Raw genomic sequence first — 26,058 nt, forward strand, 5'->3', positions numbered from 1 at the left:
TATAGAAGAATACACAAAGGTAAGGATGTTACACTAAAATTTTATCTATGGATTACTATACAATTTAATATAACAAAACAATCAACGAATTCGTAATATAGCATTATCAAGCAGATCACTATAATATTTACATGTCTACTTATGAAGCTGTGTGGTGGGGATAAAAGGATGCTATATTGTGCTTCTCTAATATTGAAGAGAATGAAAAAAAATTATAAGGGATGAGGGTAATCATGTAATAATTGGGCTTGTGAATAATATAAAGCCAATATTAGCGTAATAACAAAACCTAATTGACAGAAGTGTTAGTTAGAGTCAACGTAATAGATCACACTGCTCAAGTGGTTTCACTTAAGTAGAATAATCCCAGAGCATCATGGTTTACTAATTTTTCCTTAACACTAAGGGCATATATGAAAGGAAGGCTTCCAATTTTAATTATCATTCCTCATGGCGGACAGAGAGTGCCTGATGAATTATCTGGTTTAGAGGTGATCGATAGGTTTAATCTATTCATTGAATCCGATACCTGTGCAAATGAACTCTTTGCCTTTGAAAATGAGGTGATTTCAAAAATAGATACACAAATTTCACGCCTCTTCGTAGATCTCGACAGAAGTCCTCTCTCTACTACTCAACGATCCTACGATGGTGTGTTAAAACGGGAAACCATTACTGGCAAGAAAATATATAGAGATGGAGTTTTCCCTGACGAAATAGCCATGACCAATATATTAAAGAGATACTACTTTCCCTTACACAAATCTATCGAAAGGATTATTAATAAAGGAGAGATTAAATTTATTATTGATTGCCATACGATGTTGGCAGTTGGGGCAAAGAACTCAGTTGATTCAGGGAAGCCAAGACCACTAATTATTATAGAGAATATAGTTAAGCATAACGAGAAAGATATAAAGACATGCACAGATGAATTGGCTTTAGGATTCCTTGAATGTATGAAAACGTTCTTTTCTGAGGAAGACGCTACTGTTGCTGGAAGATTCAACCTGAATAATAATTTATTTAATCCCTATATATTGAAAAAATATGGTTTAGGGAGTATCCCAATGTTAAGATTTTCAATTTCAAGATCGCTTTTCCTAAACGATACCTACTTTAGTTACGATTATTTAAGGATTGATGATATTAGGATATCTGAACTCAGGAAAATGATATGGAAGGGAATAGAGAAATTTTCTTATAAATATTTATAAATAGTATTATTAGCAGAACTCGGACCTGTAATCATACTTGTCCCTATACCCTTTAGTAATGATCGTTAGCTTACTAATCTGTTAAGACTCATTGGGCGATGCTTGCATTAGGGATGATTTTACTTTTGCCTAAGAGCTTTTTCCTATATTATTTTGTATATTAGCTTGAGATGACACAGACGTTATGAAGAGTAATTATTTAATTTGCCATATTTCTAGCAATATAATTAATTTTTACTTGCATGTATTGTTGATATATGTAGTATAGGTGACTATATTGTTTTGAGAATATAGGTTCTATCAAATCCTAACAATCAGATTCATTTGATATATTAAGAGACTTAATTACATAAGTCAAAAAAAACAATTGAGGTGAAATAATCAATGAACGGTAAATCATTAAAACAATTACAAGCTGAGGAAAAGAGAAAAAAAGAGAAGGTTGAAAAGCTCTCCGCTCAATTAAAAGAAGAGAAGGCATTACTTGCTCAACTTAAAAGAGACATCGCAGTCAAAAAGAAAGAAGAAGGGGGAGCAAAGAAGAGAAGTAGATGACAAGGGCTTGTGCTACAACCTAATAACCACCTACAGTTATATTTATAATCATTCTGGGGGGAGCTTACCCCCCATTTTTATTCTATTATTTAAATTTGAGCCTACAAGGATTCAATTCTTAGACATAAAATATCTCATTAGACTATAATAGTGAGGTTTTCATTAGTACTATGATTATGTAAACAAAATATATCTTAAGCATACCACATCCGCATCAAGAATTGGTACTCCTCCTAATTTTTTTATTAAATTTTGTTAATTTCAAAGAAATCAAATATCTCCAATCTCTGGATAATAACGGGATAAATAATAATTACAGACTAGTCAATATTATGTATTATCTGTTATACCTCTTGTTGAATAAACTATACTTGACAGATCAATCGTTATCAAGTACAAAATAAATATTATCATATATAATGGCAATGAGTCATTTGTTACACACATGAGGAGAATTCATTTTGATGGAAGTCAAGCATAGAAGAGAGAGAGATTTTGAGGATTTGAACAGCTATGATAATATTCTTGAACTGTTGGGAGCTGACTTCAGAAATAGAGATTTTCACCTTAAGCATACTTTTGACAAGAGTGAGGTTCGGATAACGGAAATCCTGGATGACGGAAGCATTATGATCGTTACTGATCCTGATTTTATGCCTGAAGATAAGAATATCACTATATATGGGTTGTTGGACAGATATCTAGAATTAAATTTGGACCTGGAAGAGGTTCGGGGCCCAGGATATTTCAAATGTAAAATAGATAACATAAAAAGGGCAACCAGGGTAAGGAAAGATATAAGGTTTAAGGTTAATCCAGATGATGTTGTTGCTACCAATTTCAAGGTCTCGAAACATACTATTGATATCACTAATTTCAAGATTCCAACCAGTATAAAAGTGATACTCGATCAATTCCAATCAAGGAATTCAAAACTATCGGATATAGTTAAGGTAGATATTCTTGAGTACGGAGAGATAATTTTTGATGAGGTTAAAAAGACGGGCAAAGCTCTATTCATAGAGGATACATCGAAACAAGAATCACACAAGGCATTAACAGAGGATTTCATTGATCTGTACAACCTTCTAGGAGATCAGCTTGAGACTTATATGAAAAAGAATATTGAGAGAGGCTATAAATCTCTAATTATATGCCCAGTTATATATATTTCTGAAACAGAGGAGTCTTTACCTTTTGCATATATTCAGATTATATCAAAGGGAGATCTTTTTACGCTAGATAGAATGATTGAGATTAAAGAACTCTCATTTAATCTTGTTGATAGGATAAGAGATGCTAATACCATATTATTGCAGGTTCATCAGCAGATTATTGATATAAGCAGATCCGGGGCGAAGATCAAGATAAGCAATGAGAATCTGAAAAAATATCTCGTACATTCCAAGGGTTTTATTTTTGATATAGTATTTAAGCTTCAGGCGCCTATTACGATTTATGCTGAGATTCGGTGTATTTTTCATGATAATGATAATAATATGTATATTGGTGTAGATTTTGAGGGTAATTCATCGCGAGAGGATGAGATGAAACGATTCAACTCTATATTAGAACCAATGATAAAGGATTATAAGAAAAGGCTTATAAAAGAGGTGAAGCAGAAAAGATAAATTCTTTGATCGATTCCAACACAATAAGGGCTTCTCACAATTTAGAAAGGGATTACTGTCTGTTTTTGATGTGTTTAACAATTTCAGCATCTGATTTTCTCGTATATAAGGGGATTACACTGTTGATATCACTATACTGGGTGGGCGATTTGTGATATTGAATTTTTGTTAACTCGCATGCGATTTCTCCAGATGGTATAAAATTTGACATAAGCCTATGAATATTTATTCTGCTATTTATAAGGCTATAAAATTTTTCTGCACCATCCCCAACTAAATACGTCATATATTCATTAACAATGTTATCTATTAAAAAATCCATTTGGTAATCACCAGGTGGGATAATCTCATTAGGATGCAAGGGATTTTCACCTCTCCTGTACAAAGCCCCAAAGACCCTACCCTTTTTAGCATCAAAGGCTATTAGAATATTTTCATTTATACTCGCCTCTACTGAAGTGGCATAGATAAGATGAGTTTTAATACCTATAAGTGGAACCTCAAGCACTTGAGCTAACATCCTTGCTGTGCTTACTGCGATTCGTATACCAGTAAAGGATCCTGGTCCGATTCCAACACCGATAACATCTATGTCGTTGATCGATATGCCTAAATCCTTTAATGTACAATCAATACTATCAAAAAGGCTTGTTGAGTGAGATACATCTATTGCTCTAGTTTTATCTGATGTCTTATCAATTGATGTAGCTGCTACTAATTCCACAGAGGTGGCAGTGTCAATCATCAGGATATTCAATTATTATTCTCCTAATATTATGCTTTATCCATTCAATACATATTTTTATCGCAGTATAGGGCAATCTATTTTCAGCCCTCTCCGCCCATTCTATTACAGATACCCCCCTCCCTTCCCAGTATTCCTCAAAGCTGAGCATGTCAAATTCAACATCATTCTCAATCCTATAGAGATCAAAATGATAAAGGGGAATCTCATTATTATATATTTCTAATAAAATAAAGGAAGGGCTTGTAATATCTTCATCAATTCCCAATCCCCTTGCTATACCCTTTGTAGTGATGGTTTTCCCGGTGCCTATCTCGCCATATAACGCATAGATATCACCTCTTTTGGCATTCCTGCCAATTCCCTCTGCCCATAGGAGAGTCTCTTCCTCTGAGTATGTAATAATCTCTCTTTTCATATTTACATTGTTATTGCTACTACTGTCTATACATGTTAATTTTCCTTCATTGATATGGATTAGTTAAGACCTATTAGAATGTCAACTGAGAAACGTCTATTCATTAGTATCATTTCTATATTAATGTCTATATCAACTAGGCATATACATAAAGATGAGACTTTTGATATGTCTATTAGGCAATTCTTAGTATGACAAAAATGATTGAAAAATATACTAAAATAATAAATAATATACAACATAACCTTTGCATTCAAACTGAGGATTTTTCCCCTTGATACATGGTAATACAGTACTTTTTATTAAATATGATATGTCTTAGGGATTCAAGCAATAGACTAAGGTCACCTTTAGGTGATTATCTATTTATGACTGACATAAAGGGAGAATAATTAATATGGAGGATATCTCATAATGAAATACGGTAATCGTTGGTACGATAAAAATCCTGAATTGTCAGAATTATTTGAGCAAATCAAGGAGTGCAATAAACGAAGGAGAGATGAAATACTACTCGATGTAAAAAACATAATTGTAGAATCAGACCCAGAATTGATCGATAGACATGTTATGGAGTTCTCGCTGGATCTAAAAAGAAGATGGTACGATAAGGATCCCATATCATGGATGATAATAAATGGATTAAAATATGCAGATGATAAACTTATAGAACAAATTGTTGAATATTACAGGCAAAGGTTTAAGCAATAGAATTAATACAAAGGCTGTTCATCAGCTCATTGTCGAGGATACCGAGCGCCCTCGACAATGAGCTGCGGATTCAACAAACAGGGCATACTGCAAACATAGCATGCATCAGTATACTCCTCTGACGCGCTTTCACTACATCGGCATAACCGGAATGCAGATATCAACGATATGTTTCTTCTCCGGATGCTCTTGTGGATTATTGTGATAGAGTTCGTAACAGGGACGATCATCAGGCTGGTACCCGCTTTCAGGCAGCCAGCAACCATAAACGAAATCCCAGGCATCCTGATATTCCTCACTATGAATCTCGAATCGAGCAAAAGCATACTTGCCATCAGAAATAACCATCTTGCCAATTTCGCCATCAACAGGAGTATCATCAGGAACTGAGATGCAAACACTTGTCCTAAGCCTATTGTCATCTGTAATTTCCGGATTATCATGGTAAATGGATAATACTCTAGTCTCTGGAAAACGTAAAAGGCCCCTGGGGCCTGCCCACATAAAGAGTTTATTAAATAGTTTCTCAAATAGATCGCTATCTCCCTGATATGGGCCGATGTGACGGATATAAGCCACATGGAATTCTGGGACGTCTTTAACCTCGACCTTTATCTCTTCTTTATTTATCATTTCAAACCTCCATATCATATTTTGATTATCATCAATATAAATGGAGGAATTTAAAATGTCTTTCCTTATCCTGCTATGTGGTTGCCCCCTTTTGCTTTCTGTTTTGCAAATCTTGCGATGTTGTTGATATCCGCCAGCACGCCATTCACTTGCATTCATATCATAAATCTCTCTGAATAACCTAGCAAAAGTCGCAGATCCAGAGAAGCCGCAGTCAAAAGCAATATGAGTGATTGATTTTTTGGGATTATTGATAAGCTGATTAGCAGCTTTTTCAATGCGAGTCCTCTGTATATACTGATTTAGGGTCTCACCCATCATTGCCCGAAATATTCGATGAAAATGAAACCGGGAAAAATGTGCAATCCTCGCGAGATCCTCAAGAAGGAGTTCTTTATCAATATTCCTCTCTATGTAGTCAATTACTCGATTGATACGGAATGTATATTCATCACTGAGATATTTTTGTTTACTCTTCTTTTCCCTTGTGGTCATTTTATTCTAAATCTTTTATTATGATAGTATTTTAACATATGTAATAAAACACTAACGCTATGATCAAGAAAAGAATACAGGATTAAACGATTATGTTATCAGCTAATTAAATCTGATTGATTCAACAAATTCTGTCTGAATCCATCCCCTTTTGTTATCCTGAAGACAGACAAGTTTCCATCCATCCTCATCCCTCTCAATATTAACGATCGTCCCAGAGTGAAGTTTAAAGAGAATCGTATCCCCAGCGTCAGGGCCTGATAACACATTAACCTCTTCACCAATAACAACAGCACGATTATCCGTCTGAATAACATAATACTTACATGCGAAGGAGGTTCCTGAAATAATCCAGGTGACAAGGGATATTATCATGAGATAGTAGATCCATTCTTGTTTATAAAACAAACGAAATATCAATATTGACCAGAATGCAATATTTATTATTACGAATATCCAGAATATCTCCTTAAGGGTTACAGAACGTAACCAGAAGAATGTGGAACTGAAAAAACCCACCCTCTTTTCAATCATATCCCTTGCCTGTTGACGGACATATCTGAGATTATAATCAAGATCTGCATCCCTTGGCATAAGGAGTCGAGCCCTTTCATAATTGAGAATAGCATAGCCTAACTGATTCATACGAAAATAGGCATTACCCAGATTATAATAGAGATGACCATTGGTATGTTTTAAATTTATGGCCTTAGAATATCTTTCAACTGCATCACTATAGTTGCCTTCTTTATATAACTGATTAGCATTAATGATTAGGTCTTCAATCTCGCCATTCCTCTCACCTGCTAAGGTCAGAGATAACGCAACAATGAATATATGAACAATTATAAATAATAATCTTCTCACCTGCTCTCCTTCTCAATTCTATGAATAAGACTGTTTATTTCATTCGCTAGGTCGCAGGCATTATCACCCTGACCTGTATAAATCTTAGTTTCAAGATTAAATAGGATATCTTCCATCTGCTTTGCTGTCTCCCCAGAACAGCCCATGTACAATAGAATTCGGGAAGCGTCCTGATAAGTAAGCAAACCGAGTTCCAACCCAAAGCGGTGGTTCATATAATCCCTTAAGGCATCTGAAATAGAATTAGCGCTAACATGCTTCTCCCTGCATGTTTTGATTATTATGTCAGCTGCCTTAGCGGCTCTGGATTGGGCTAATCTTTGGGGTGTCCTCTTGCTATTCTTTAACCCTATGATTAGAGCAACATAAATAAGTGCAGGAAAAATCAATAAGAGAAACAAATGCCATTCTATGTTTGTATAGCTAAATGTGGATGATAGGTCCTTTATTGAACTGTGTATAGGAAAGATATCCCTACCCAACTCCTCAATCACCTCTTTTCTCTTCGCTTGAGTATAATCTGGCGACTCCCCCTTCCCTCCTTGAATAACCTGGCCAGGCAACACATTTAATAAATGGAAAGATGTTGTTATTCGCCTGTAAGTGTCACTCGTGGTATCGAAAAAGCTTAATGAAAAAGGAGGAATTTTATATTCTCCCTCTTCTTCAGGCACAACAGCCCACTTCATTATCTTGGTGCCCTCAATACCTTGCTTTCCAGGCTTAGTCGTTAAAATTGGTTGATCTGCATATATCTTAGCCTCATCTATTTCAGGGTTATGCAAATCAGGGATACGATTTACATTCCCCCACCCACTCAGCGTAACAGTAAGAGTAGCTGATTCCCCTGCTTTAATCTTGGAAGGCTCTAATGTTGATTTTATTCTAAAGCTGCCAACTAGACCGCTAAAATCAACGGGTTTTTCTTTTACTGGTAGGGGAAAGATATTTAACTTTACAGACTCGCTTGACGTTTCAATCACACGGCTCTCAGAAAATGGGGAAAACGGATCACTTGAAAAGAAGTCATCGAAAATACTGCCAGGTCTTTTTGATCTCCGCCTTAGTTGGATCATCTCCATACTCATCTTTGCAGGATCAATCACATAACTCCCAGCCTTAACAGGAATTATAGAATACTTAACCTCTAAAACCTTATAACTCTTAGAATTATATTTTGCATTATACTCAACTGGTTTCCCGATCTGCTTAAAGGATATGTTTTCCACATCCGGAAGGGATAAAGAGACATTGGATACATTGACAAGATGATATAATTTTAATGTATATATCAACTGTTCTTCAATGTACCCCTTGTTTGACGAAACACTGGCAACAAGAAATACAGGTCGATTAGTCTCGCCCTTCTGATTAAGGTTTTTTTTTACGGTTAGTTTTTTAACATTACTACGATAAGTATTGCCCTTCACCTTTGTTATAGCTGGGCCGATCTCGAATGCGCCAACTCTCTTAGGTTGAATAAAATAAGTATAATCTATGCTTGAGCTGAAACTGCCATTGATGATCTCCATTCGGGTGGAGGTCCCGCCTTTCCTAACAATAAAGTTGTCCAGTCCATGAATTTTTGGGGTCTCTGCATCTCTAGTTCCTGAAACACTAACAACCACTCGTATGGAATCGCTTGGATTGGCTTCATATTGTTCAATCTTTAATTCTATTGAGATATCCGCAAATAGAATGCAAGGAACTAGAATCAATAATGCATGAATAATAACGAAAGCGTATCTCATCTTTACCATAATGCCTACATATAAAAATTCTATCTAATAATCAGGTCTTGAACTATAATCCATTGGATGAATTTTATCCTATTGGTGGAGTTAAAACCTCGTCATTATGTGAGGATCTCAGCATGATTTTTATGTAGCATAATTAAGAACAAAAGAATAATATCAATATCATTCTATAATTTTGCACATCAAAATAATATAAGCAGATAAGGCTCAATTTACCAGGATTTTCCTGATCTCACACCATTTTTCTTATCCTTTGGAACCTGAAATTCTAAAATCTTTGTCCGATCTTCATTTATATTATCGAGCAGAGCCTCGGCCTTCTTTCTGTCAAGCAATGCCGCAGCCTCAGGTTCAGTCAATTCATCCTGCTCGTCTTTTTTCATTGGATCAGCAGAGCTTAATTTGCCAGAAAGATCCTGTTTGTCTCCCTTCTCATCACCTTTATCCCTCCCCTGGTCGTTGCCCTTCTTCTCCTCTGGTTTATCACGTCCCTTATCTTCCCCCTTCTCCTGATCCTGATCCGATCCCTTTTTGTCTCCATCCTTCTGCTCATTATCCTCCTGCCCATCCTTATTCTGATCCCTATTTTTTTCTGCTTCTGAGAGTTTGCGCAACGAAAGTTCTAAGTTATATTTTGCTTCATTGCTATTAGGATTGTAGACAATAGCCATCTTATAAAACTCAATGGCTGAGGCGAAATCTCCCTGAACAAAGGCCGTGTTTCCGAGATTATAGGATGCTTTATAGCGCATATCATTATCCTGGGCCCTTCTCAAAACGCTGCTAAATGCCGAAAATGCCCCCTTATAATCTGAATTTTGAAAGGCTGCACAGCCTCTATTATAACGATAGCGGATATCCCTTGGATTGTCCATATCTGCTTTTTGGTAGGCCTTCTCCGCCTCTGAAAAACGTCTCTGCCTATAGAGTTCATCTGCATCCTCGGCTGTAAGAATAGAGGGATAAATGAGGGCAAAGAAGATAATTAACGATAATATTTTACAATTTTGGTATACGTCTAACATCTATAAAAGCCTCCATGAGCAAAAGGGCAAAGGCTGCAAATAGAAAAATGGGGAACCGCTCTTCATAGACCTTTATCTTCCCGCTCTTAAGTGTAACTGCATCGGTCTTATATTTTATACCATCAAAATAAAGGATGTCCAGATCAAGATCACCCGCAACAGCTCGAACATAATCTCCGCCCGTTGTTGTAGCAATCCTTTTCAAGCTCTCCTCGTCAAGCTTAGAGAGAATAAGCTTACCCTTCTTGTCCTTTTGAAATCCACCAGCGCCATCGCTTGATGGTATTGGGCCTCCTGAGGTATCGCCAATGCCAAAAACGAATATCTTCACCCCCTTGGCTTTAGCCTTTTCAGCCGCCCCTAATCCCTTACCCTCGTTGTCCTCGCCATCTGTTATGAGGAGTATCACCCTGTCGGTTTTGGCATTAATGTCAAATGAGGATATTGCCTCATCAATTGCTGCGCCTATATCAGTACCTGGAACTGGGATCAGACCGGGTTTAAGATCTGATAGAAACATCTGACAAGCCCCATAATCCAGCGTAAGCGGACACTGAATAAAGGCGGAACCGGAAAATGCCACAAGACCGATTCTATCACCCTGAACAACATTTATAAAATCCAATATCTCTCTCTTCGCTCGCTCAAGCCTACTTGGCTTGACATCCTCCACAAGCATACTAGGAGAGACATCCACCACTATCATTATGTCAACACCCTTCTGATTGACCTCCTGATAGTGACTTCCCCACCTAGGCCCAGACATAGCAACAATCATTAATCCCAGAGCAATAATGAGCAATAAATTCTTGAAAAAGTTTCTCCCCTTCCTCTCTTCACCGGTTAGATTAACTAATAGGTTGCTCTCAGCAAAGTGAGCAAGTGAATTCCTCTTCTTCCGTGACTCATATATCAAAGCAAGAAGTGCTAAGGGAAGAAGCGTGAGAAGACTAAGCGCCCATAAATGATCAAACTTCATGGTATCACCCTCAGGAAGGTTGCCTTTAGAAAGATCTCCAGCCCTATTATAATCAAGGCAGGGATTAAGAAATAGAGATAAAGTTCCTGAAAATGAAAAAACTCCTTAACGTCAATCTCTGTTTTTTCGGCCTTGTCTATTATGTCATATATCCCTGAGAGTTCTTCACTATCAGCCGCCCTGAAGTATTGTCCCCCACCTATACTGGCCACCTTTTGTAATGTCTTCTCATCCAGGTCTACACTCTGATTGACAAAACGGGTCCCCAAAAATGTTTCAACTTTAAATGGCGCCGGCCCCTTACCACCAACCCCTATTGAATAAATCTTTACTCCAAAGGCCCTCAGGGCATCAGCAGCCTGTTCAGGGCTAATCTCGCCGGCATTGTTTCTGCCATCTGTAAGAAGAATCAATATCTTTGACTTCGCCTTTAAATCCTTAAGTCTTTTGCCTCCAATGGCAATAGCTGAACCTAAAGCAGTGCTATCTCCTGCCATTCCAATCTCCATCCCTTCTACAAGATTCAGCAAGAGTCCCTTATCCATGGTCAAGGGAGACTGTGTAAAGGCCTCCTGCCCAAACACAACAAGACCTATTCTATCATGCTCCCTCTTTTTAATAAAATCGGTTACTACCTTTTTAACAGCAACAAGTCTTGTGACTCGCTCATCATTCAGTTTAAAATCATAAGCTCGCATGGAACCGGATGTATCCAGACACAACATGATGTCAACACCAGATGATCTAATATCCTTTGATACATTGTATAATTGGGGCCTGGCAAGTGCAAATACTAAAAGCACAAGACTTATCGTTCTCATGATAAGGGGCAATCTGCCAATAATATGACTATATTCTCCGGTAAGCTTAATAAGTCTCTTGGTAAGAGAATAGCTTAATGTAGAATTACCCTTCCAATATTTTAATACAGACCATAATGCTACGATGAGAAGAAGAAGTAGAAAGAGAGGGTAAGCGAGGGTAAACATCATTTTGCTAATCCTGCATTTTCATTATCATGCTGTGCTACAGAGGGTGTTGGACTTGTATCTCGTATATAGGCTAAGGCTGTTTTTATATCTTCATCCTTTCTGTCTTGAGTAGGGATTACATCAGCAAATTTCACAAGGTCAGCCTCACGTAATAGTGGAATTATTTGCTTATCCCTATCCCTCTTTACCCGACGAGCTATCTCCTCTGTCGTAAATTCTACAGCTGGAAATCCCCGCAATCCTTCAAGGTAATAACGAAGAATTTCAGAGAACCTGAAATAGAACTCCTTGTAGTGACCCTTTTCAAATAGTTTCTCAGCCTGTAATTTTCTAATCTCATCTCTAGCAATAACATCAGGCGTTCTCTGATCAATGATCTCATCAATCCCCCGCTGCCTCATTCTCCTCCATAGTATTATTCCAATAGCAGCAATAAGAACAATAGTGATACCGATAATCCATGGAAGATACTTCAACCATAGAGGAGTTATCGGCATAATACCAATTAGTGATTTTAACTGTGCATCAGCGGGTCGTTCTCCCAAATTAGATAATACCTCAAGCGATACAGGATCACCGGTAATAATATTCTTTTCGCCCTCCTTGTCCTCAAAGGTGAGACTAAAGGGTCCAATTTCAAAGGACTCAGCGCGGTCAATCAATATCTTTAGCGCTACCCCCCCCTCTATCATATTGCGATCAATAATAGTATATTCATCCAATTCATCAATCTCTGATTCGCTTATCAGTTTGCTCTCCGGTGGAAGGGTGTATTTAATTGTAAGGATAACAGTATCACCTACGCGGGCAGATTTTCGATCTAATGATGCTGAAAGACTGGCTGGGGGAGTGTTATCGGTTGCAATATCCTCAGCCGTTAAAAAAAGAAGAGGGAGAGAGTTCATTACTAAGTATACAATTACTAACAAACGAATCATCATTGACGTCTACCCTTCCTCTCAAAAAGACGCATCAAAGGCTCAACCACCAAACCATTGGTAGTTAATTCAACCATATCCACGCCTAAATTGTTTAACAAATCCTTTAATTTTCTTTTTTCTTCGGTTATATAATTTGACCACCTTTTTCTTACATATCTATTAGAGCTATTTATGATAACATTCTCACCAGTCTCAGGATCGCGCATGCTTATTAGGCCAACATCAGGAAGAACCTCTTCAGAGGGATCAATTATGTGAATTACAGTGAGATCATGCCTCTTTGCAGTTAGGCGTAGTGTTTTTTCAAATCCCTCATCTATGCAATCAGAGATCAAAAAAACAATCGCATGCCTTCTGCAAATCTTATTCAAGTAGGTCAGTGCTGTATCCAGATTTGTAGTTAAATCCTCAGGTTTATAGGTGAATATCTCCTTAATAAGTCTCCATACATGTGATGCGCCCTTCTTTGGTGGTATATATTTCTCCACCTTTGAACTGAACAAAAGAGCGCCAACCTTATCATTGGTCCTTATGGCAAGAAAGGCTAACATGCCCGCCACCTCTGCCAGCAATTCCCTCTTCAGCCTTCCCCTAGTACCGAAAAAGTGAGAACCGGAGATATCCAAAAGAAGTATTACGGTTAATTCCCTCTCTTCATGAAAAACCTTCACAAAGGGATGGCCAAATCGAGCCGACACATTCCAATCAATTGTACGGATATCATCTCCTGGTGTATATTCTCTAACCTCTGCAAACTCTATTCCTCGCCCTTTAAAAGCACTTACATATTGACCTGCAAATAGATCACTAGCCAACCTCCTAGTTTTAAAGTGAAGGCCTTGTATCTTTTTAAGAATCTCCTCTGATAGCATATTATGGAACCTCAATGTGTTCAAGGAACATTGAAATTAAATCATCAGAACTTTTCCCCTCGGCTTCGGCTTCATAACTTAGAATTATTCTATGACGTAGAATATCAGCCGCCATTGATTTCACATCCTGAGGAGTCACATAACCGCGTCCGTTCATAAATGCATGGGCCCTAGCCGCCACCCCAAGCCATATGGAAGCCCTTGGAGATGCTCCATAGCTTATCATGGATGTAAGCTTCAGCCCAACCTCCTCTGGCTGACGCGTTGCTCTTGATATGCGTACGATGTAATCCACAATCTTCTCTTCCATATGAATTAACTCTACTGTTTCCCTCATCAATGAAAGTTCAGTTGTATCAACAACCCCATTGATCTCCTCTGTGGATACCTTATAAGCCCTCTGCATAATATCCTTCTCCTCCTCATAAGAGGGATAATCTACTTTTATTTTCATCATAAAACGATCTATCTGCGCCTCAGGAAGGGGATATGTACCTTCCTGCTCAATCGGATTCTGTGTGGCCATCACCAGGAAAGGCCTATTCAGAGAAAAGGTCTCCTCCCCAATGGTTACCTGACACTCCTGCATGCTCTCCAGAAGTGCGCTTTGAACCTTAGCTGGCGCTCTATTTATCTCATCTGCTAGAATAATATTGTGAAATATTGGCCCCTTCCTTATTTCAAATGTACCTGTGTCAGGACGATATATTTGTGTGCCCAAGATGTCAGCAGGAAGCAAATCTGGAGTGAATTGTATTCTCTGAAATGAGGTCTTAATAGAAGCTGCAAGAGATCTAACAGCTGTTGTCTTAGCAAGACCAGGAAGTCCCTCAAGTAAAAGATGACCATCACACAACAAACCAATCAACATCCTTTCCATCAAATACCTCTGCCCAACAACAGCCTTCTCTATCTCAGCCATTATTTTGCGAAGAACCATGCCTTCTTTTTCAACTCTTTTTGTGATCTCTTGAATATCCATAAATTTAAAACCACCCTTCTATAATTTAAGTAGAATTTCCTAATCATTATGTTCTAATTAAAACTTACGTATCCATCTAAATACTACCATTCTACTATCATTCTGCTCATTATTGGTTGAGTATAAAAAAAGGAAAATTATAATAATACTAACTGATTGACTGTCAAGAAAATTTTATGTAGATGAATGGGAGGTTGAACTGAGAAGAATGCGCTGAAATCTCCAGCATTCGAATGCGATGATATAGCTGAGAGATGTAAATATTCCGAAAACCGTTGGCATAATTCAACCTAAATATTCTTAATTTTTCACAGTTGAAGTGACACATATCAAAGCTTTTCTTATTTCAATGATATTAATTGTTGAATTTATTTATATATAGTATAATTTTGGTTCGTCATAGTATCCTTCATGAGGATAATTTTATCAAATTATATTCCTAAGTCATATAAAAATCTAAAGGGACAATATTTACAACAAAATTATCCAAAGGAAACAGAATATTAACCTATTTATTAGTGCAAATAGAGAGAAAATTATTCAATCATAATTAAATATTGTATTTGGGAAGGAAAAATTTGGATGGCTATCTCCTGAATAGCTATTTTTAGAAAATCTTATTACACCTGAAACTTGAATTCAGTCATAACTTATTATTGATTATAAAAATATTATCTGAATTATAAAAGATTTACAATCATGGAAGCTTGTTTAATTGTTACATACCGTTGTAATGCTAAATGCTACATGTGCCACACATGGATGCATCCTAGTAATAGGGAGGAAGAATTTTCTCCAGCCTTGGTGGATAAAATTCCGAGTGGTCTAAAATTTATAAATATTACAGGAGGTGAGCCATTTCTTAGGAACGATCTTGATGAGATAGTACAAATTGCACTGAATAAAACCAAGCGGTTGGTCATCAGCACCAACGGCTATTATACAGAAAAGATTGTCAATTTAGCTAAAAAATATGGTAACAGAATAGGACTTCGGATATCCATTGAAGGACTGCCTGCAGCTAATGATGAATTGCGGGGAATAAAAAACGGATTTGATCATGGTCTTAGAACACTGGTAACACTTCATGATATGGGTGTCAAGGACATAGGTTTTGGGTTAACAGTATCGGACAGGAATGCCAAGGATATGATTGAATTATATCGACTAGCTAATGCCATTGGTATAGAATTCGCTACTGCTGTGATGCATAATTCCTACTATTTCCATAAATTAGATAATTATTTTGAAAATCCTGAAATGATAACCACTGAGTTAGAAAAAATTGCCATTAAACAATTGCAAACCAACAAACCCAAGAACTGGTTTAGGGCTTTTTTTAATATGGGGCTTGCTAATAAAGTAAATGGAGGTAAGCGACCATTGCCTTGCAATGTAGGAACTGATGTTTTTTTCCTTGATCCTTTTGGCAACATCATGCCATGTAATGGATCTGAAGAACCGATGATAATGGGCAATCTATTTAATCAAACTTTTTATGACATTTGGATAAGCCAAAAAGCAGAAGAGATTAGAAAGCAGGTAAAATCCTGTTCTAATGAGTGCTGGATGATTGGTTCAGCATCTCCCGCAATGAAAAAAAGTATATTAATACCAATTCAATGGGTACTAAAAAATAAGTTGAGGTTATTATTAAATAAAAATAATAATATTTTACTTGACCCTGTAATATGAAATATCAAACTTTTATCAACTAACGTTACAACTCAACTACTCTATCATATCGATAAATTTGATGATATTTTCTCATCTCTATTTCTTTATTTTATAATATTGTCGACAGAATGATGCCTAAACAGTAAAAATAAGAATATATCCAAGGGATCAATTTTGAAGATATTCGTGATTGGCACAAGAGGTATTCCCAACATCCCTGGCGGAGTAGAAAAGCACTGTCAGGAGTTATACCCCCGTATTGCAAACAAAGGACATGAAGTTAATCTTTGTGCACGAAAGTCATACATCAAAAATAAAATTGATCAATGGCAAGGTGTAAAGATTCATGTTTGTTATGCTCCACGAAAGAAGAGCTTAGAGGCTATTACACATACATTTATCGCCTTACTTAAGGCTCGTTGGCATTCACCTGATATTTTACACATCCATGCGATTGGACCATCCCTTCTTACACCAATAGCCAGATTATTAAGGTTAAAGGTTGTATGCACAAATCATGGCCCTGATTACAAACGGCAGAAATGGGGTAGGCTGGCTAAAACTATTCTACGATTGGGCGAAAAAATGGGAGGGCTATTCGCAAATGAGGTTATTGTTATTTCTACAATAATTGAAGATATCATCTATAAAAGGTGCAATCGAAAATCAAATCTGATATATAATGGTGTCAATTTACCTAACAAAAGCACAAATACTGATTTCTTAACTCAAATAGGTATTGAGCCCAATAGATATATAATGAATGTTACTCGATTCGTTCCTGAAAAAGGTCTTCATGACCTGATTAAAGCCTATATGATGATGAAAACTGATTATAAATTGGTGATTGTAGGTGATGCTGATCACGAAACCGATTATAGTAGACATTTACGTATGCTTGCTTCCAATGACAAACGAATAATACTAACAGGGTATCTCACTGGCAACCCTTTATCTCAAATATACTCATATGCAAGTCTGTTCATTCTTCCATCGTACCATGAAGGTCTTCCAATTGTTTTGCTTGAAGCTTTAAGCTACGATATACCTGTTCTAATTTCTGATATTGGAGCGAACTTGGCGGTTGAATTGCCATCTGAACGATATTTTCGATGCGGGGATGTTGAGGATTTGAAAAGCAAAATGCAAATTTTTCTTAAGCAAGAGTTGAGAGTTGAGGAGCAGCAAAACAATCGTAAACTGTTAGAAACTAAATACAGTTGGGATAAGATAGCTGAGCAAACAATTGAAATTTACATGAATGTTATTAACAATAATAAAATGTAACATTTATATGACAAAACAGGTAGGACGGAGTTCTGATACGATAGAGTCTTACAGGGATGCTCTGACTCTTTTTCGTAGATATATCCTGAATGAACTCAATATATCAATTGCTAGGTTTAAATTTACTTAATGTACTCGTGACTGCATCTTCGGATTCTTTAAATATTTGCAAATTCATGGAAACAAACCCGGTACACGCAACCAGCGTTTGACTGCTATCAAATCCTATTTATGATTTGCTGCAGACAAAAATGTGACCCTGCAATCTATTCGGTCATTCTTGCTACGATTGCATTTCTCTTCTGTTACTGTATGAGGAGGAGTAACTACACAACTCCATCCATCTGCATCTAAATGATCATTGAACTCAAATCCTCTAAAACCTGCTTCATACATTACATATAATATTGCATTCAGGAAATTTGTTGTTCAAATAATTTCGCAGTACTTCATATTTTGCCGGCATACTTGATTCATGCACTACTATCTTATCACTGTGTATACAGATTTTCCATATCGTCTTGGAATCTTCAAGTCCTACAAATACTTCTTGACCTTTGATTATGTATTCTCAAATTTCTTTCATGAGGCTACCTCCATCTTTGTTTTTTGATTTTATTTTTTTGAAGAAGATAGCCTTGTTCTTCATTTAAATCAATATAAAATTATAGATTATTTTTATTGCATAGTAAACCCTACGTTAACGTGCCGCCACTTATGGTTGATCTGTTTGTTGTCAGATGATATCACATGATGTGTATTAAATGTTAACGGTTAAAAATCCATAATTCATATCCCACTGTGTCAGCATAAGCGCTAAAATAAAGCTTTCCGTTATAGACTGTTAAATATTCAGGATAGCTGCCAATGCTTCTGCTGTTAATATCAACTTCAACAGCTCCGTTAGTCTCATCATATGACCATAGTTCGAATCCATTTCTTCCTCCATCAGCGCAGAAATATAGTTTGCCATTATTAAGAAACTAAATCGGATGGATCACTGTCTGCGGTATTGTTAATGCTGATTACATAGTATCTCTTTTCTATCTTAATATCTATAGAATGTGATTTTGTATTATCCTGTACTGAAGTTGCTGTGACTGTCACATCTGCAATATTGGCAGATAACCCATCCATATCTACTGAGGCATTCAAGCCTGACTGTTCTATTGAGCCTTTGTCGCTGTCTACTGTACTACTAACCGACTATGTTATACTGGGATCATTAACATTTGTTACTGTAGCTGTAAATGGAAAGGTTTTGCCTGTAATAACATTAACATCGAACTGATCAATGGTTATTGTAATTTCTTCAGTATTTACAGGTGGTGAAATGACACTGATTCCACCACTATCATCTTTATTGCAGAAACAACCGTTAACATTCAGCAAAAGAGCTATAATGAATATTGTAGATAAGAATGAATAACTTTTTTCATAAAGTTTCCTCCCGTTTTATTATATTGCGATTACAGAGCAGTTCAACTCTGACATCGCTTTATAGTCAATATTTAGAACAATTAAATAAATAAAGGGAAATTTATTAAGGCATTGACAGCACAATATTACTTTTTGTTGTTTCTAATAACGATGAGTTATTATTGCACGTTAGCTTACTTGTTTGGCCAAATTTTTGCAAGATACTTAAAATGACACTGTGTATGTCAATAAACTAATAGAAATTTAATGTGTTTTTTGAGATTGAAAAACTACAAAAATTGTATTTTTGAATTGACAAACTTATTTTTTTATAGTAAATTTAACGATTTGCCTTATTGGTATTATAAACAAATGGATTAGGATAATCTATATTTATTACTAAATATCACCACAAAATTATAATATTAATAAAGCAAATTGGCCATAATTATTATTAAATGGCAATGTTTTGGGGGATGCCCAAATTTGAAATACATACAAAGTCATAATTATTCAAATCATAATCCCCCCAAATAAAATAATAAAGGGAGATCTATGATGAAACAATTCATAAAAAATTTTGCTAGGGATTGTATTAATAAATTAAATGCGAAAAAAATTTACTCACATATTCTTTTCATAAATATTATTATTTCAATTCTTGGATGTATTTCGATTACCTGTAATAATATAGGTGACGATTATGGCGTAGATAGTGGGGCATTAATAATAAACATATCTACTTCCCAAAGCAAAAGTAATACGGATATAGCCAGCTATGCCATATCTGGAATAGGGCCTAATGGAGCAGAGTTCAATGAAATTATTTTTGATACTACCCTTTCAATTAATGATTTGGCTTTAGGAAATTGGGAAATCGTTGTAGATGCCAAAAATACAGATAATATTGTAGTTGGTAATGCTTCTGAGGACATTGTTGTTTTAAATGATGTTACTACCACAGTAGATATTACAGTAATGATGCTGTATGGTAATGGCACTATTTATTTTATTGATCCAGAAGGTAATGATAATAATGATGGTCTCTCTGAAGAAAATGCTTGGGCAACTATAACAAAAGTAAACGCTATGAGTTTTGAACCTGGTGATACGATTTTGTTTAAAAGAGGAAAGACTTGGAAGATTGAGAGTTATGGAGATAGATTAGAACCACAGAGTGGTAGTATTGATCAGCCTATATCATATGGTGCTTATGGCTCAGGAGCAAAACCAATAATAACTGCTGTAGGTGCATATTGGTCTATGAATAATGAAGATAGCTGGTCATATCAAGGGAATAGCATATGGACCATGACTTTAACAAAAGATCCTATACGAATATTTCTTTCCAATACTGAATTTATTGAAGCAGAAACCATAGATGAAGTAAATGCTACAAACAGGTGGTTTTGGGAAAACAATACTCTATCGGTTTATTCCTTAGACAATCCAGCATCTACTCTTGAGGGCTCGTATGCTGATAATTATGCCATACTCCTAAAGTTGAAAAATAATGTGAATATCTACAATTTAGATCTAAGAGGTGGTTATGATGCTATTAGAATTATTGGCTCAACAAATATACATATTGATAATTGTAATGTTGGGTTGAATTCTACTGTAAATGGAATAAGTATACATGGATTCGATCCTAATATAGAATCATCATATTGTGTGATTTCAAATTGTACAATTGAGTCTGGATTTGAAAATGCTAGCTATAATTATGGTCCAGCAACAATAGCTGACGGAATTTCAATTTTTCATAATACACATCATTGCAGCATATATAATAATACTGTATCAAATTGGAATCATTCAGGAATAGGCATAGAAAATCTTAATACGGTCTCACCAATTGGAGTGTGCAACTATCATGAGGTTTACGATAATATAATTACTGCACCTAATACAAACTATTGTAGAGGAATTGGGATAGAAAATGCCAGTACCCAAGATGGTGCTTGTTCATTTAATAAAATTTATAGAAACCTTATAAAAGATACTTCAGTAAGCAATCAGATAGGGCATGGAGATAATAATGAATTTTATTATAATGTAATTGATACAGTTTCATTTACACCTTATAGCATTAGGGTTGAGAAAAAATCACTCCCGACAGGGATAGCTATTTTTAAAAATGGCAAAAATAATACAATATACAACAATATTATATACAATACTGATTATATTGGAATAAGTGTAACTGGAGATCCGAGAGGAGAAATTGAAGGCTGCCTTATTGAAAATAATATTATAATGAATTTTTGTATGAGTAGCTATGCTGATATAAATTGTGGGTTAATGATACAAGATGATGAAACTGGATCAGTATTAAGTAATATCTATAGAAACAATTGTGTATATAAAAATGGAGCAGATAAACCTATCCGATATGCACATCCAGAGATGTCTAATCCTTATAGTCCTTCTTATTATAAAAACCATAGTGCGTATGATTTTAATTTACTTACAGAGGATGAAATTGTTAATATAGATTGCGATATTATGGAAAACAACTTTAGTGTGGATCCTCTTTTTATTTATCCGGAAAATGGAAATTTCCATTTACAAGCTGATTCCCATTGCCTTGATGTTGGAATAAAAGATATCATTGATATGTAATAAATAATACATTTTTTGATGGCGTTCAAAATAATAGTTGTTTTCATAAATATCAATATTTATTACAGCCTCAACAGGTGATTATAGACTTTTATTGAAATAATATTTCAATGAAATTAGATTTTGCAGTAACGCTATCAATTGATATTCAAACAACTATACTTTTCTGTTCAATTATTCATTAATCACAATACACTCTTATAAATCTCCATTAACTTAAGATAATGTGTATCGGCATTGAGTTTCAGTTCAATAAAGGTTCTGGCATTTTTCCCCATTTCATCAATTTTAACAGGATTATTTACTAAACATGCTATTTTTGTACTTAATTCGTCAGGATTATTATGTTCAAAAGTTAATCCAGTCTCATGATCTTTAACCAATTCAGGTATGCCTCCAATTCTTGAAGCTATAACTGGTTTCCCATTAGCGAATGCCTCTAAGATGGAATATGGAAAGTTTTCATACCACTGTGAGGGTACTACAATAAACATGGCATTAGATATTATATTTTGCAACTCTTGGCCTGTTTTAAAACCCAAAAACTCAATATTAGCAATATTTTCACTATTATACTCTTCAAATAGCTCTCCATCGCCTACAACTTTTAGCTGTATATAAGGATTCTTTTTTGCTGCAGTCACTAATAAATTTATTCCTTTAATATGATTTAAACGACCAATATAGAGATAGTAACTAAGATTATTATAGTTCGGTTTAATTGAATTAATATTTATAAAATTATTAAGAGTAATAATCTTTTTACCCATACCATACTCAATGAATTTATGTCGTAGGAAGTTACTTGGGGAGATAAACTTATCAACATGTCTATATATATTAATAAACCGATGGGTATAATTCTCTAACATCGCAACAGAACTCGCGGCTAATGAATTTTTCTTGCATCGTTTTAAAGGCGCCATAAAAAATTTTCGTCTTTTACATGATTCACAGATATCCCCCCTCTCTGTAAGAAAAGAAGTATTTGGACAAATTATTGTGAAATCATGTAGAGTCCACACTATAGGTATCTTTCTTTTTTTTATCTCACCAAGGATAGAGGGAGTAATGTGATGTAAAATATTGTGGATATGAACAATATCAGGCTTTTCGTCATCTAAAATCTTTCCTATACACTCTTTCGCCTCAAAAGAATAAATGGTTCTTGTAATTACATTAGTGGCATTTTTTATACTTTTTTCTTTCAATGCTTCAACAAAATCAATATATGAAGGCCAATATTTAGAATAAGGGCTATCAAAATTTAATGGGTGATTCATAGAAAATGGAATCACAATGTGTTCATGCTGCTCCAACAACTTTGTTGTAGCAAACATATGAGTGCAATCCCCACCCCGATTATAATAGAAAGAATTTACCTGTAGTATCTTCATATATATACTCATTCTAAATAATGTTTATAAATTAATCGAGAGTTCCCCCTTTTCCATGCTGCGATTTTTTGACATTCTCTATTGAAAGTTAAATAATATTGTTTTTATAGTATCGCATCAAATGACTGTTAACGCATCTGAGGTAAATTGACATCCCAAATAAGTATTGGAAATCGCAGGTATTACATATGTCAATATTGCTTCATCAAACGCTGAAATGTAATATTCTGTATCTTGAATATTTGACAATCTCCATGGAAAAAACTAGTGAAATAGGTATTAAATTGTATCTTTTAATATCTCAAATTTAGATTTTAATTCACTTATTTTCTTTTTTAATTTTTGTTGAATATCATTTCTATTTATATATGTATAATCTATAATATTCTTTAAACTCTCAAAATTAACTTCATGAATATCGACTGTATTTTTATCTAATCCTAATAATTTCATATACTCGAATAATTTAAATTGATAATTAATTGAACATGTAGGTACATATGCGCTTGTGGCTAGAATACAAGCATGCATTCTTGTAACTAAAAGAAAATCCATTATTTTAAATAGCCCCATAATTTCAGAAGGTCTATAGAGATTCTCAACAATAGCGACATCTCCCTTATTCCTGATTAATTGATAAATGTCGTGTGTTGCTTTTATATCATCTTCTCGGCATCCATGGATTTTCACATTAGTAGGAACATAAATAACATAATAGCCTAATTCTTCTATCAGATAATCAGTTATTTGTGAAACAGCATCTTTATATCCTTCGTATCCTGTTGAATGGAGTGGAGCTTTAAAATAGCTCCATTCCATTACAGAAATTCCAACAATAGCTCTATTTTCATAATTTATGTTCTCCATTTCTAAGATTTGATTTATTCTTTTTTGATCAATTGCTTTCTGTAGAATAGCTACATCAGGCATAAAACTAAAATTATCAAATTTTATCCCTAAATTCTTGACAATACTTACCGATTTATAGTCTCTCAAAAAAATATAATTACATCGCTTAATAATATAAGCAGACAATTTTTTAGTGATATTATAATGAAATGGACCAATAGTTTGTGGAAATAAAATTATTCTTTTTTTGTAATTTGTTATTACCCACATTGTATAAAGACAAAAAGGCAATACTAGTACAAAGTTATCATTAATTCTTTCTGCACCAATACTTATACAAATATCAGCTTTCTTTATTTTTTCTATAGCAACTAATTTTGAATGATTGTATGTATAAAATTTTTCTGGGATTGGTAATTGTAAAGTTCTAATCATTAAATGAATGATCATCCATAAGAATGACTTTACCACCCAAAATAATTGTTTTATTCTATGTTGGGAGAAGGGAAATGAAAACAGTTCTTCATAACTATTATAACCGGAAAAAGTTTTAACAGATTCTACATTTTGAGCTAGTAATTCTATTTTTGCATTTGGATATTTTTGTTTAATTAAATTAATACTATTTTCAATTAGTGACGCACTTCCAATATTAGCATCTGAATAGGCTTCAAATATTAGGATTTTCATTATATTAAATTATCCATATCTTAATTCATCGCTTGTGACATTATCAATTAGGTTGTATTGAATATGTATTGGATTTCTTGATATTGAAGTTTTCTAAATCTGTGTTCACTAATAATATCTGAATAATCTTAGTAAAAAAACTTTTAGCACTGATCAAATAACTTCTCATATTGTGGAATTATTATTTCTGTTCGGAAATCTTCTGCTCTTAGTTCCCCTTTTTTAGAAATCTTATTCCGTAAATTTCCATCTTTCAATAAGGCTAGCATCGCCTCTGCTAATGCTTTTTCATCATTCATCTGTACTAAAAAGCCATTTTCTCCATTTATAATTATTTCTTTTGGTCCCGTTGGACAATCTGTAGCAATTACTGGGGTACCACAAGCCATTGCTTCCAAAATAACCATAGGAAGGCCCTCCCAATCAGAGGATAAAACAAAGATGTCTGCTTTCGAAAGCCAGGCAAAGGGATTATCCTTAAAGCCCAGAAATCTTACAAATTTTTTTACATTTAACTCATCAACTAAATTTTGTAAATCATTCAACAATTCACCTTGACCTAATATAATCAAGTAAACCTCTTTTTGTTGAAGTACTAAACTAAATGCTCTTATCAATCTATCAAAACGTTTTTGTTGTGTTAATCTTCCTAAAGAAATTATTATCTGTCCTTTTTTATAATTTAATAAATCATCTGCAATACTATCTAAAGCTTGTTCTTTAATTAGCTTTACAGGTATTGGATTGTTGATTACTGTTATATTCGCCGGTTTTAGTTTTAAATCAACAATCAAATTCTCTTTCATATGTTGAGATATCGCTACAATTTTATCAGCCTTTCTATAGGAAAATTTCATTAATAATTTTTTAAGGTGCCGTGCTCTTGTTGTTGGTAAAAACGCACTATGGCTGCCGTGTTCACAGACTATAATTTTGGGCCTATCATTTATAAATAAACAAGAAAGTACCGCGATGATACTCGAATAGTAGTACATCCCTATTATTGAAGCAGGTTTTATATCTTTAATCACTTTTCGTAATCTAAAAATAAGATTAAAGAAATCCCATCTACTCATTTTATCAATATCTATAATATTTATATCTGGAGGTAGTTCATTTAAAAATTTCCCTTGTTTAATAAAAAGGACCAAGCTAATTTCATATTTTTCATTACTTAGATTATTAAACAGGGTTAGTAATACCCTTTCAGCCCCCCCTCCAGCAAGAGAAGGAATTACAAATAAAAGCTTTGTTTTCATACTCATATCAGTTATATCCCTAAAACAATCTTAGT

The 26,058-nt window shown here is 34.9% G+C and carries 23 protein-coding genes; 7 read left to right on the forward strand and 16 right to left on the reverse strand.

The window, feature by feature from the left end; all coding sequences use genetic code 11:
* The first annotated feature begins 413 nt into the window (after positions 1-413).
* The 3 genes from SVZ03_02345 to SVZ03_02355 all read left to right on the forward strand — a co-directional run bounded on the left by SVZ03_02345 (position 414) and on the right by SVZ03_02355 (position 3,403).
* Complete coding sequence (locus tag SVZ03_02345) at positions 414-1,217, forward strand: N-formylglutamate amidohydrolase (GenBank protein MDY6933048.1); 804 nt, start codon at positions 414-416, stop codon at positions 1,215-1,217.
* Between the two features lie 384 nt (positions 1,218-1,601).
* Entirely contained in the window at positions 1,602-1,772 is a 171-nt protein-coding gene (locus tag SVZ03_02350; protein MDY6933049.1) for a hypothetical protein, read from the forward strand.
* 464 nt (positions 1,773-2,236) lie between these two features.
* A complete protein-coding gene (locus tag SVZ03_02355) occupies positions 2,237-3,403 on the forward strand; it encodes a DUF1577 domain-containing protein (GenBank protein MDY6933050.1) in 1,167 nt (388 codons plus the stop codon).
* 52 nt (positions 3,404-3,455) lie between these two features.
* Here the strand turns inward: SVZ03_02355 and tsaB are convergent, their stop codons facing one another.
* Positions 3,456-4,160 (reverse strand): tRNA (adenosine(37)-N6)-threonylcarbamoyltransferase complex dimerization subunit type 1 TsaB, encoded by a 705-nt coding sequence (gene tsaB / locus SVZ03_02360; GenBank protein MDY6933051.1) that lies wholly within the window; start codon positions 4,158-4,160, stop codon positions 3,456-3,458.
* The gene (tsaE, locus tag SVZ03_02365) at positions 4,141-4,566 is read right to left on the reverse strand and encodes a tRNA (adenosine(37)-N6)-threonylcarbamoyltransferase complex ATPase subunit type 1 TsaE (GenBank protein MDY6933052.1); all 426 of its coding nucleotides are present in this window, start codon (positions 4,564-4,566) and stop codon (positions 4,141-4,143) included. Before tsaE ends, tsaB begins: the two co-directional genes overlap by 20 nt.
* A 414-nt stretch (positions 4,567-4,980) precedes the next feature.
* Here tsaE and SVZ03_02370 point away from each other — a divergent pair, with 414 nt between their 5' ends.
* Positions 4,981-5,277, forward strand: a complete 297-nt coding sequence (locus tag SVZ03_02370; protein MDY6933053.1) for a hypothetical protein — start codon at positions 4,981-4,983, stop codon at positions 5,275-5,277.
* Positions 5,278-5,409: 132 nt separating this feature from the next.
* On the opposite strand, the gene SVZ03_02375 is transcribed toward SVZ03_02370, so the two are convergent.
* The 9 genes from SVZ03_02375 to SVZ03_02415 all read right to left on the reverse strand — a co-directional run bounded on the left by SVZ03_02375 (position 5,410) and on the right by SVZ03_02415 (position 14,820).
* Positions 5,410-6,405 (reverse strand): AraC family transcriptional regulator, encoded by a 996-nt coding sequence (locus SVZ03_02375; GenBank protein MDY6933054.1) that lies wholly within the window; start codon positions 6,403-6,405, stop codon positions 5,410-5,412.
* 102 nt (positions 6,406-6,507) lie between these two features.
* Positions 6,508-7,272 carry a tetratricopeptide repeat protein gene (locus SVZ03_02380; GenBank protein MDY6933055.1) on the reverse strand — a complete coding sequence of 255 codons (765 nt, stop codon included), beginning with the start codon at positions 7,270-7,272 and terminating at the stop codon, positions 6,508-6,510.
* Positions 7,269-9,032: a BatD family protein gene (locus SVZ03_02385; GenBank protein MDY6933056.1), complete on the reverse strand. Its 1,764-nt coding sequence runs from the start codon at positions 9,030-9,032 to the stop codon at positions 7,269-7,271. Before SVZ03_02385 ends, SVZ03_02380 begins: the two co-directional genes overlap by 4 nt.
* Before the next feature lie 209 nt (positions 9,033-9,241).
* Positions 9,242-10,054 carry a tetratricopeptide repeat protein gene (locus SVZ03_02390; protein ID MDY6933057.1) on the reverse strand — a complete coding sequence of 271 codons (813 nt, stop codon included), beginning with the start codon at positions 10,052-10,054 and terminating at the stop codon, positions 9,242-9,244.
* Positions 10,029-11,033 carry a VWA domain-containing protein gene (locus SVZ03_02395; GenBank protein ID MDY6933058.1) on the reverse strand — a complete coding sequence of 335 codons (1,005 nt, stop codon included), beginning with the start codon at positions 11,031-11,033 and terminating at the stop codon, positions 10,029-10,031. Before SVZ03_02395 ends, SVZ03_02390 begins: the two co-directional genes overlap by 26 nt.
* On the reverse strand, positions 11,030-12,025 hold the full coding sequence (locus SVZ03_02400) for a VWA domain-containing protein (GenBank protein ID MDY6933059.1): 996 nt from the start codon (positions 12,023-12,025) through the stop codon (positions 11,030-11,032). The genes SVZ03_02395 and SVZ03_02400 overlap by 4 nt, the downstream gene beginning before the upstream one ends.
* Entirely contained in the window at positions 12,022-12,966 is a 945-nt protein-coding gene (locus tag SVZ03_02405) for a hypothetical protein (GenBank protein ID MDY6933060.1), read from the reverse strand. Before SVZ03_02405 ends, SVZ03_02400 begins: the two co-directional genes overlap by 4 nt.
* A complete protein-coding gene (locus SVZ03_02410) occupies positions 12,963-13,838 on the reverse strand; it encodes a DUF58 domain-containing protein (GenBank protein MDY6933061.1) in 876 nt (291 codons plus the stop codon). Before SVZ03_02410 ends, SVZ03_02405 begins: the two co-directional genes overlap by 4 nt.
* 1 nt (position 13,839) lies before the next feature.
* Positions 13,840-14,820, reverse strand: coding sequence for a MoxR family ATPase (locus SVZ03_02415; protein ID MDY6933062.1), 981 nt, complete (start codon positions 14,818-14,820; stop codon positions 13,840-13,842).
* 699 nt (positions 14,821-15,519) lie between these two features.
* On the opposite strand from SVZ03_02415, the gene SVZ03_02420 reads away from it, so the two are divergent.
* A complete protein-coding gene (locus SVZ03_02420) occupies positions 15,520-16,515 on the forward strand; it encodes a radical SAM protein (GenBank protein ID MDY6933063.1) in 996 nt (331 codons plus the stop codon).
* A 156-nt stretch (positions 16,516-16,671) separates the two neighbouring features.
* Complete coding sequence (locus tag SVZ03_02425) at positions 16,672-17,784, forward strand: glycosyltransferase family 4 protein (GenBank protein MDY6933064.1); 1,113 nt, start codon at positions 16,672-16,674, stop codon at positions 17,782-17,784.
* Between the two features lie 975 nt (positions 17,785-18,759).
* On the opposite strand, the gene SVZ03_02430 is transcribed toward SVZ03_02425, so the two are convergent.
* Together SVZ03_02430 and SVZ03_02435 are read right to left on the reverse strand one after the other, a co-directional pair.
* On the reverse strand, positions 18,760-18,939 hold the full coding sequence (locus SVZ03_02430; protein ID MDY6933065.1) for a hypothetical protein: 180 nt from the start codon (positions 18,937-18,939) through the stop codon (positions 18,760-18,762).
* Between the two features lie 51 nt (positions 18,940-18,990).
* Positions 18,991-19,176: a hypothetical protein gene (locus tag SVZ03_02435; protein MDY6933066.1), complete on the reverse strand. Its 186-nt coding sequence runs from the start codon at positions 19,174-19,176 to the stop codon at positions 18,991-18,993.
* Positions 19,177-19,758: 582 nt separating this feature from the next.
* On the opposite strand from SVZ03_02435, the gene SVZ03_02440 reads away from it, so the two are divergent.
* On the forward strand, positions 19,759-21,828 hold the full coding sequence (locus SVZ03_02440) for a hypothetical protein (GenBank protein ID MDY6933067.1): 2,070 nt from the start codon (positions 19,759-19,761) through the stop codon (positions 21,826-21,828).
* A gap of 185 nt (positions 21,829-22,013) precedes the next feature.
* On the opposite strand, the gene SVZ03_02445 is transcribed toward SVZ03_02440, so the two are convergent.
* The 3 genes from SVZ03_02445 to SVZ03_02455 all read right to left on the reverse strand — a co-directional run bounded on the left by SVZ03_02445 (position 22,014) and on the right by SVZ03_02455 (position 26,029).
* Positions 22,014-23,225 (reverse strand): glycosyltransferase family 4 protein, encoded by a 1,212-nt coding sequence (locus tag SVZ03_02445; protein MDY6933068.1) that lies wholly within the window; start codon positions 23,223-23,225, stop codon positions 22,014-22,016.
* A gap of 279 nt (positions 23,226-23,504) precedes the next feature.
* Positions 23,505-24,764 (reverse strand): polysaccharide pyruvyl transferase family protein, encoded by a 1,260-nt coding sequence (locus SVZ03_02450; protein MDY6933069.1) that lies wholly within the window; start codon positions 24,762-24,764, stop codon positions 23,505-23,507.
* 143 nt (positions 24,765-24,907) lie between these two features.
* A complete protein-coding gene (locus SVZ03_02455) occupies positions 24,908-26,029 on the reverse strand; it encodes a glycosyltransferase (protein ID MDY6933070.1) in 1,122 nt (373 codons plus the stop codon).
* Positions 26,030-26,058: the final 29 nt, after the last annotated feature.

The sequence above is a fragment of the Spirochaetota bacterium genome, from assembly GCA_034190085.1.
GTDB lineage: Bacteria > Spirochaetota > UBA4802 > UBA4802 > JAFGDQ01 > JAXHTS01.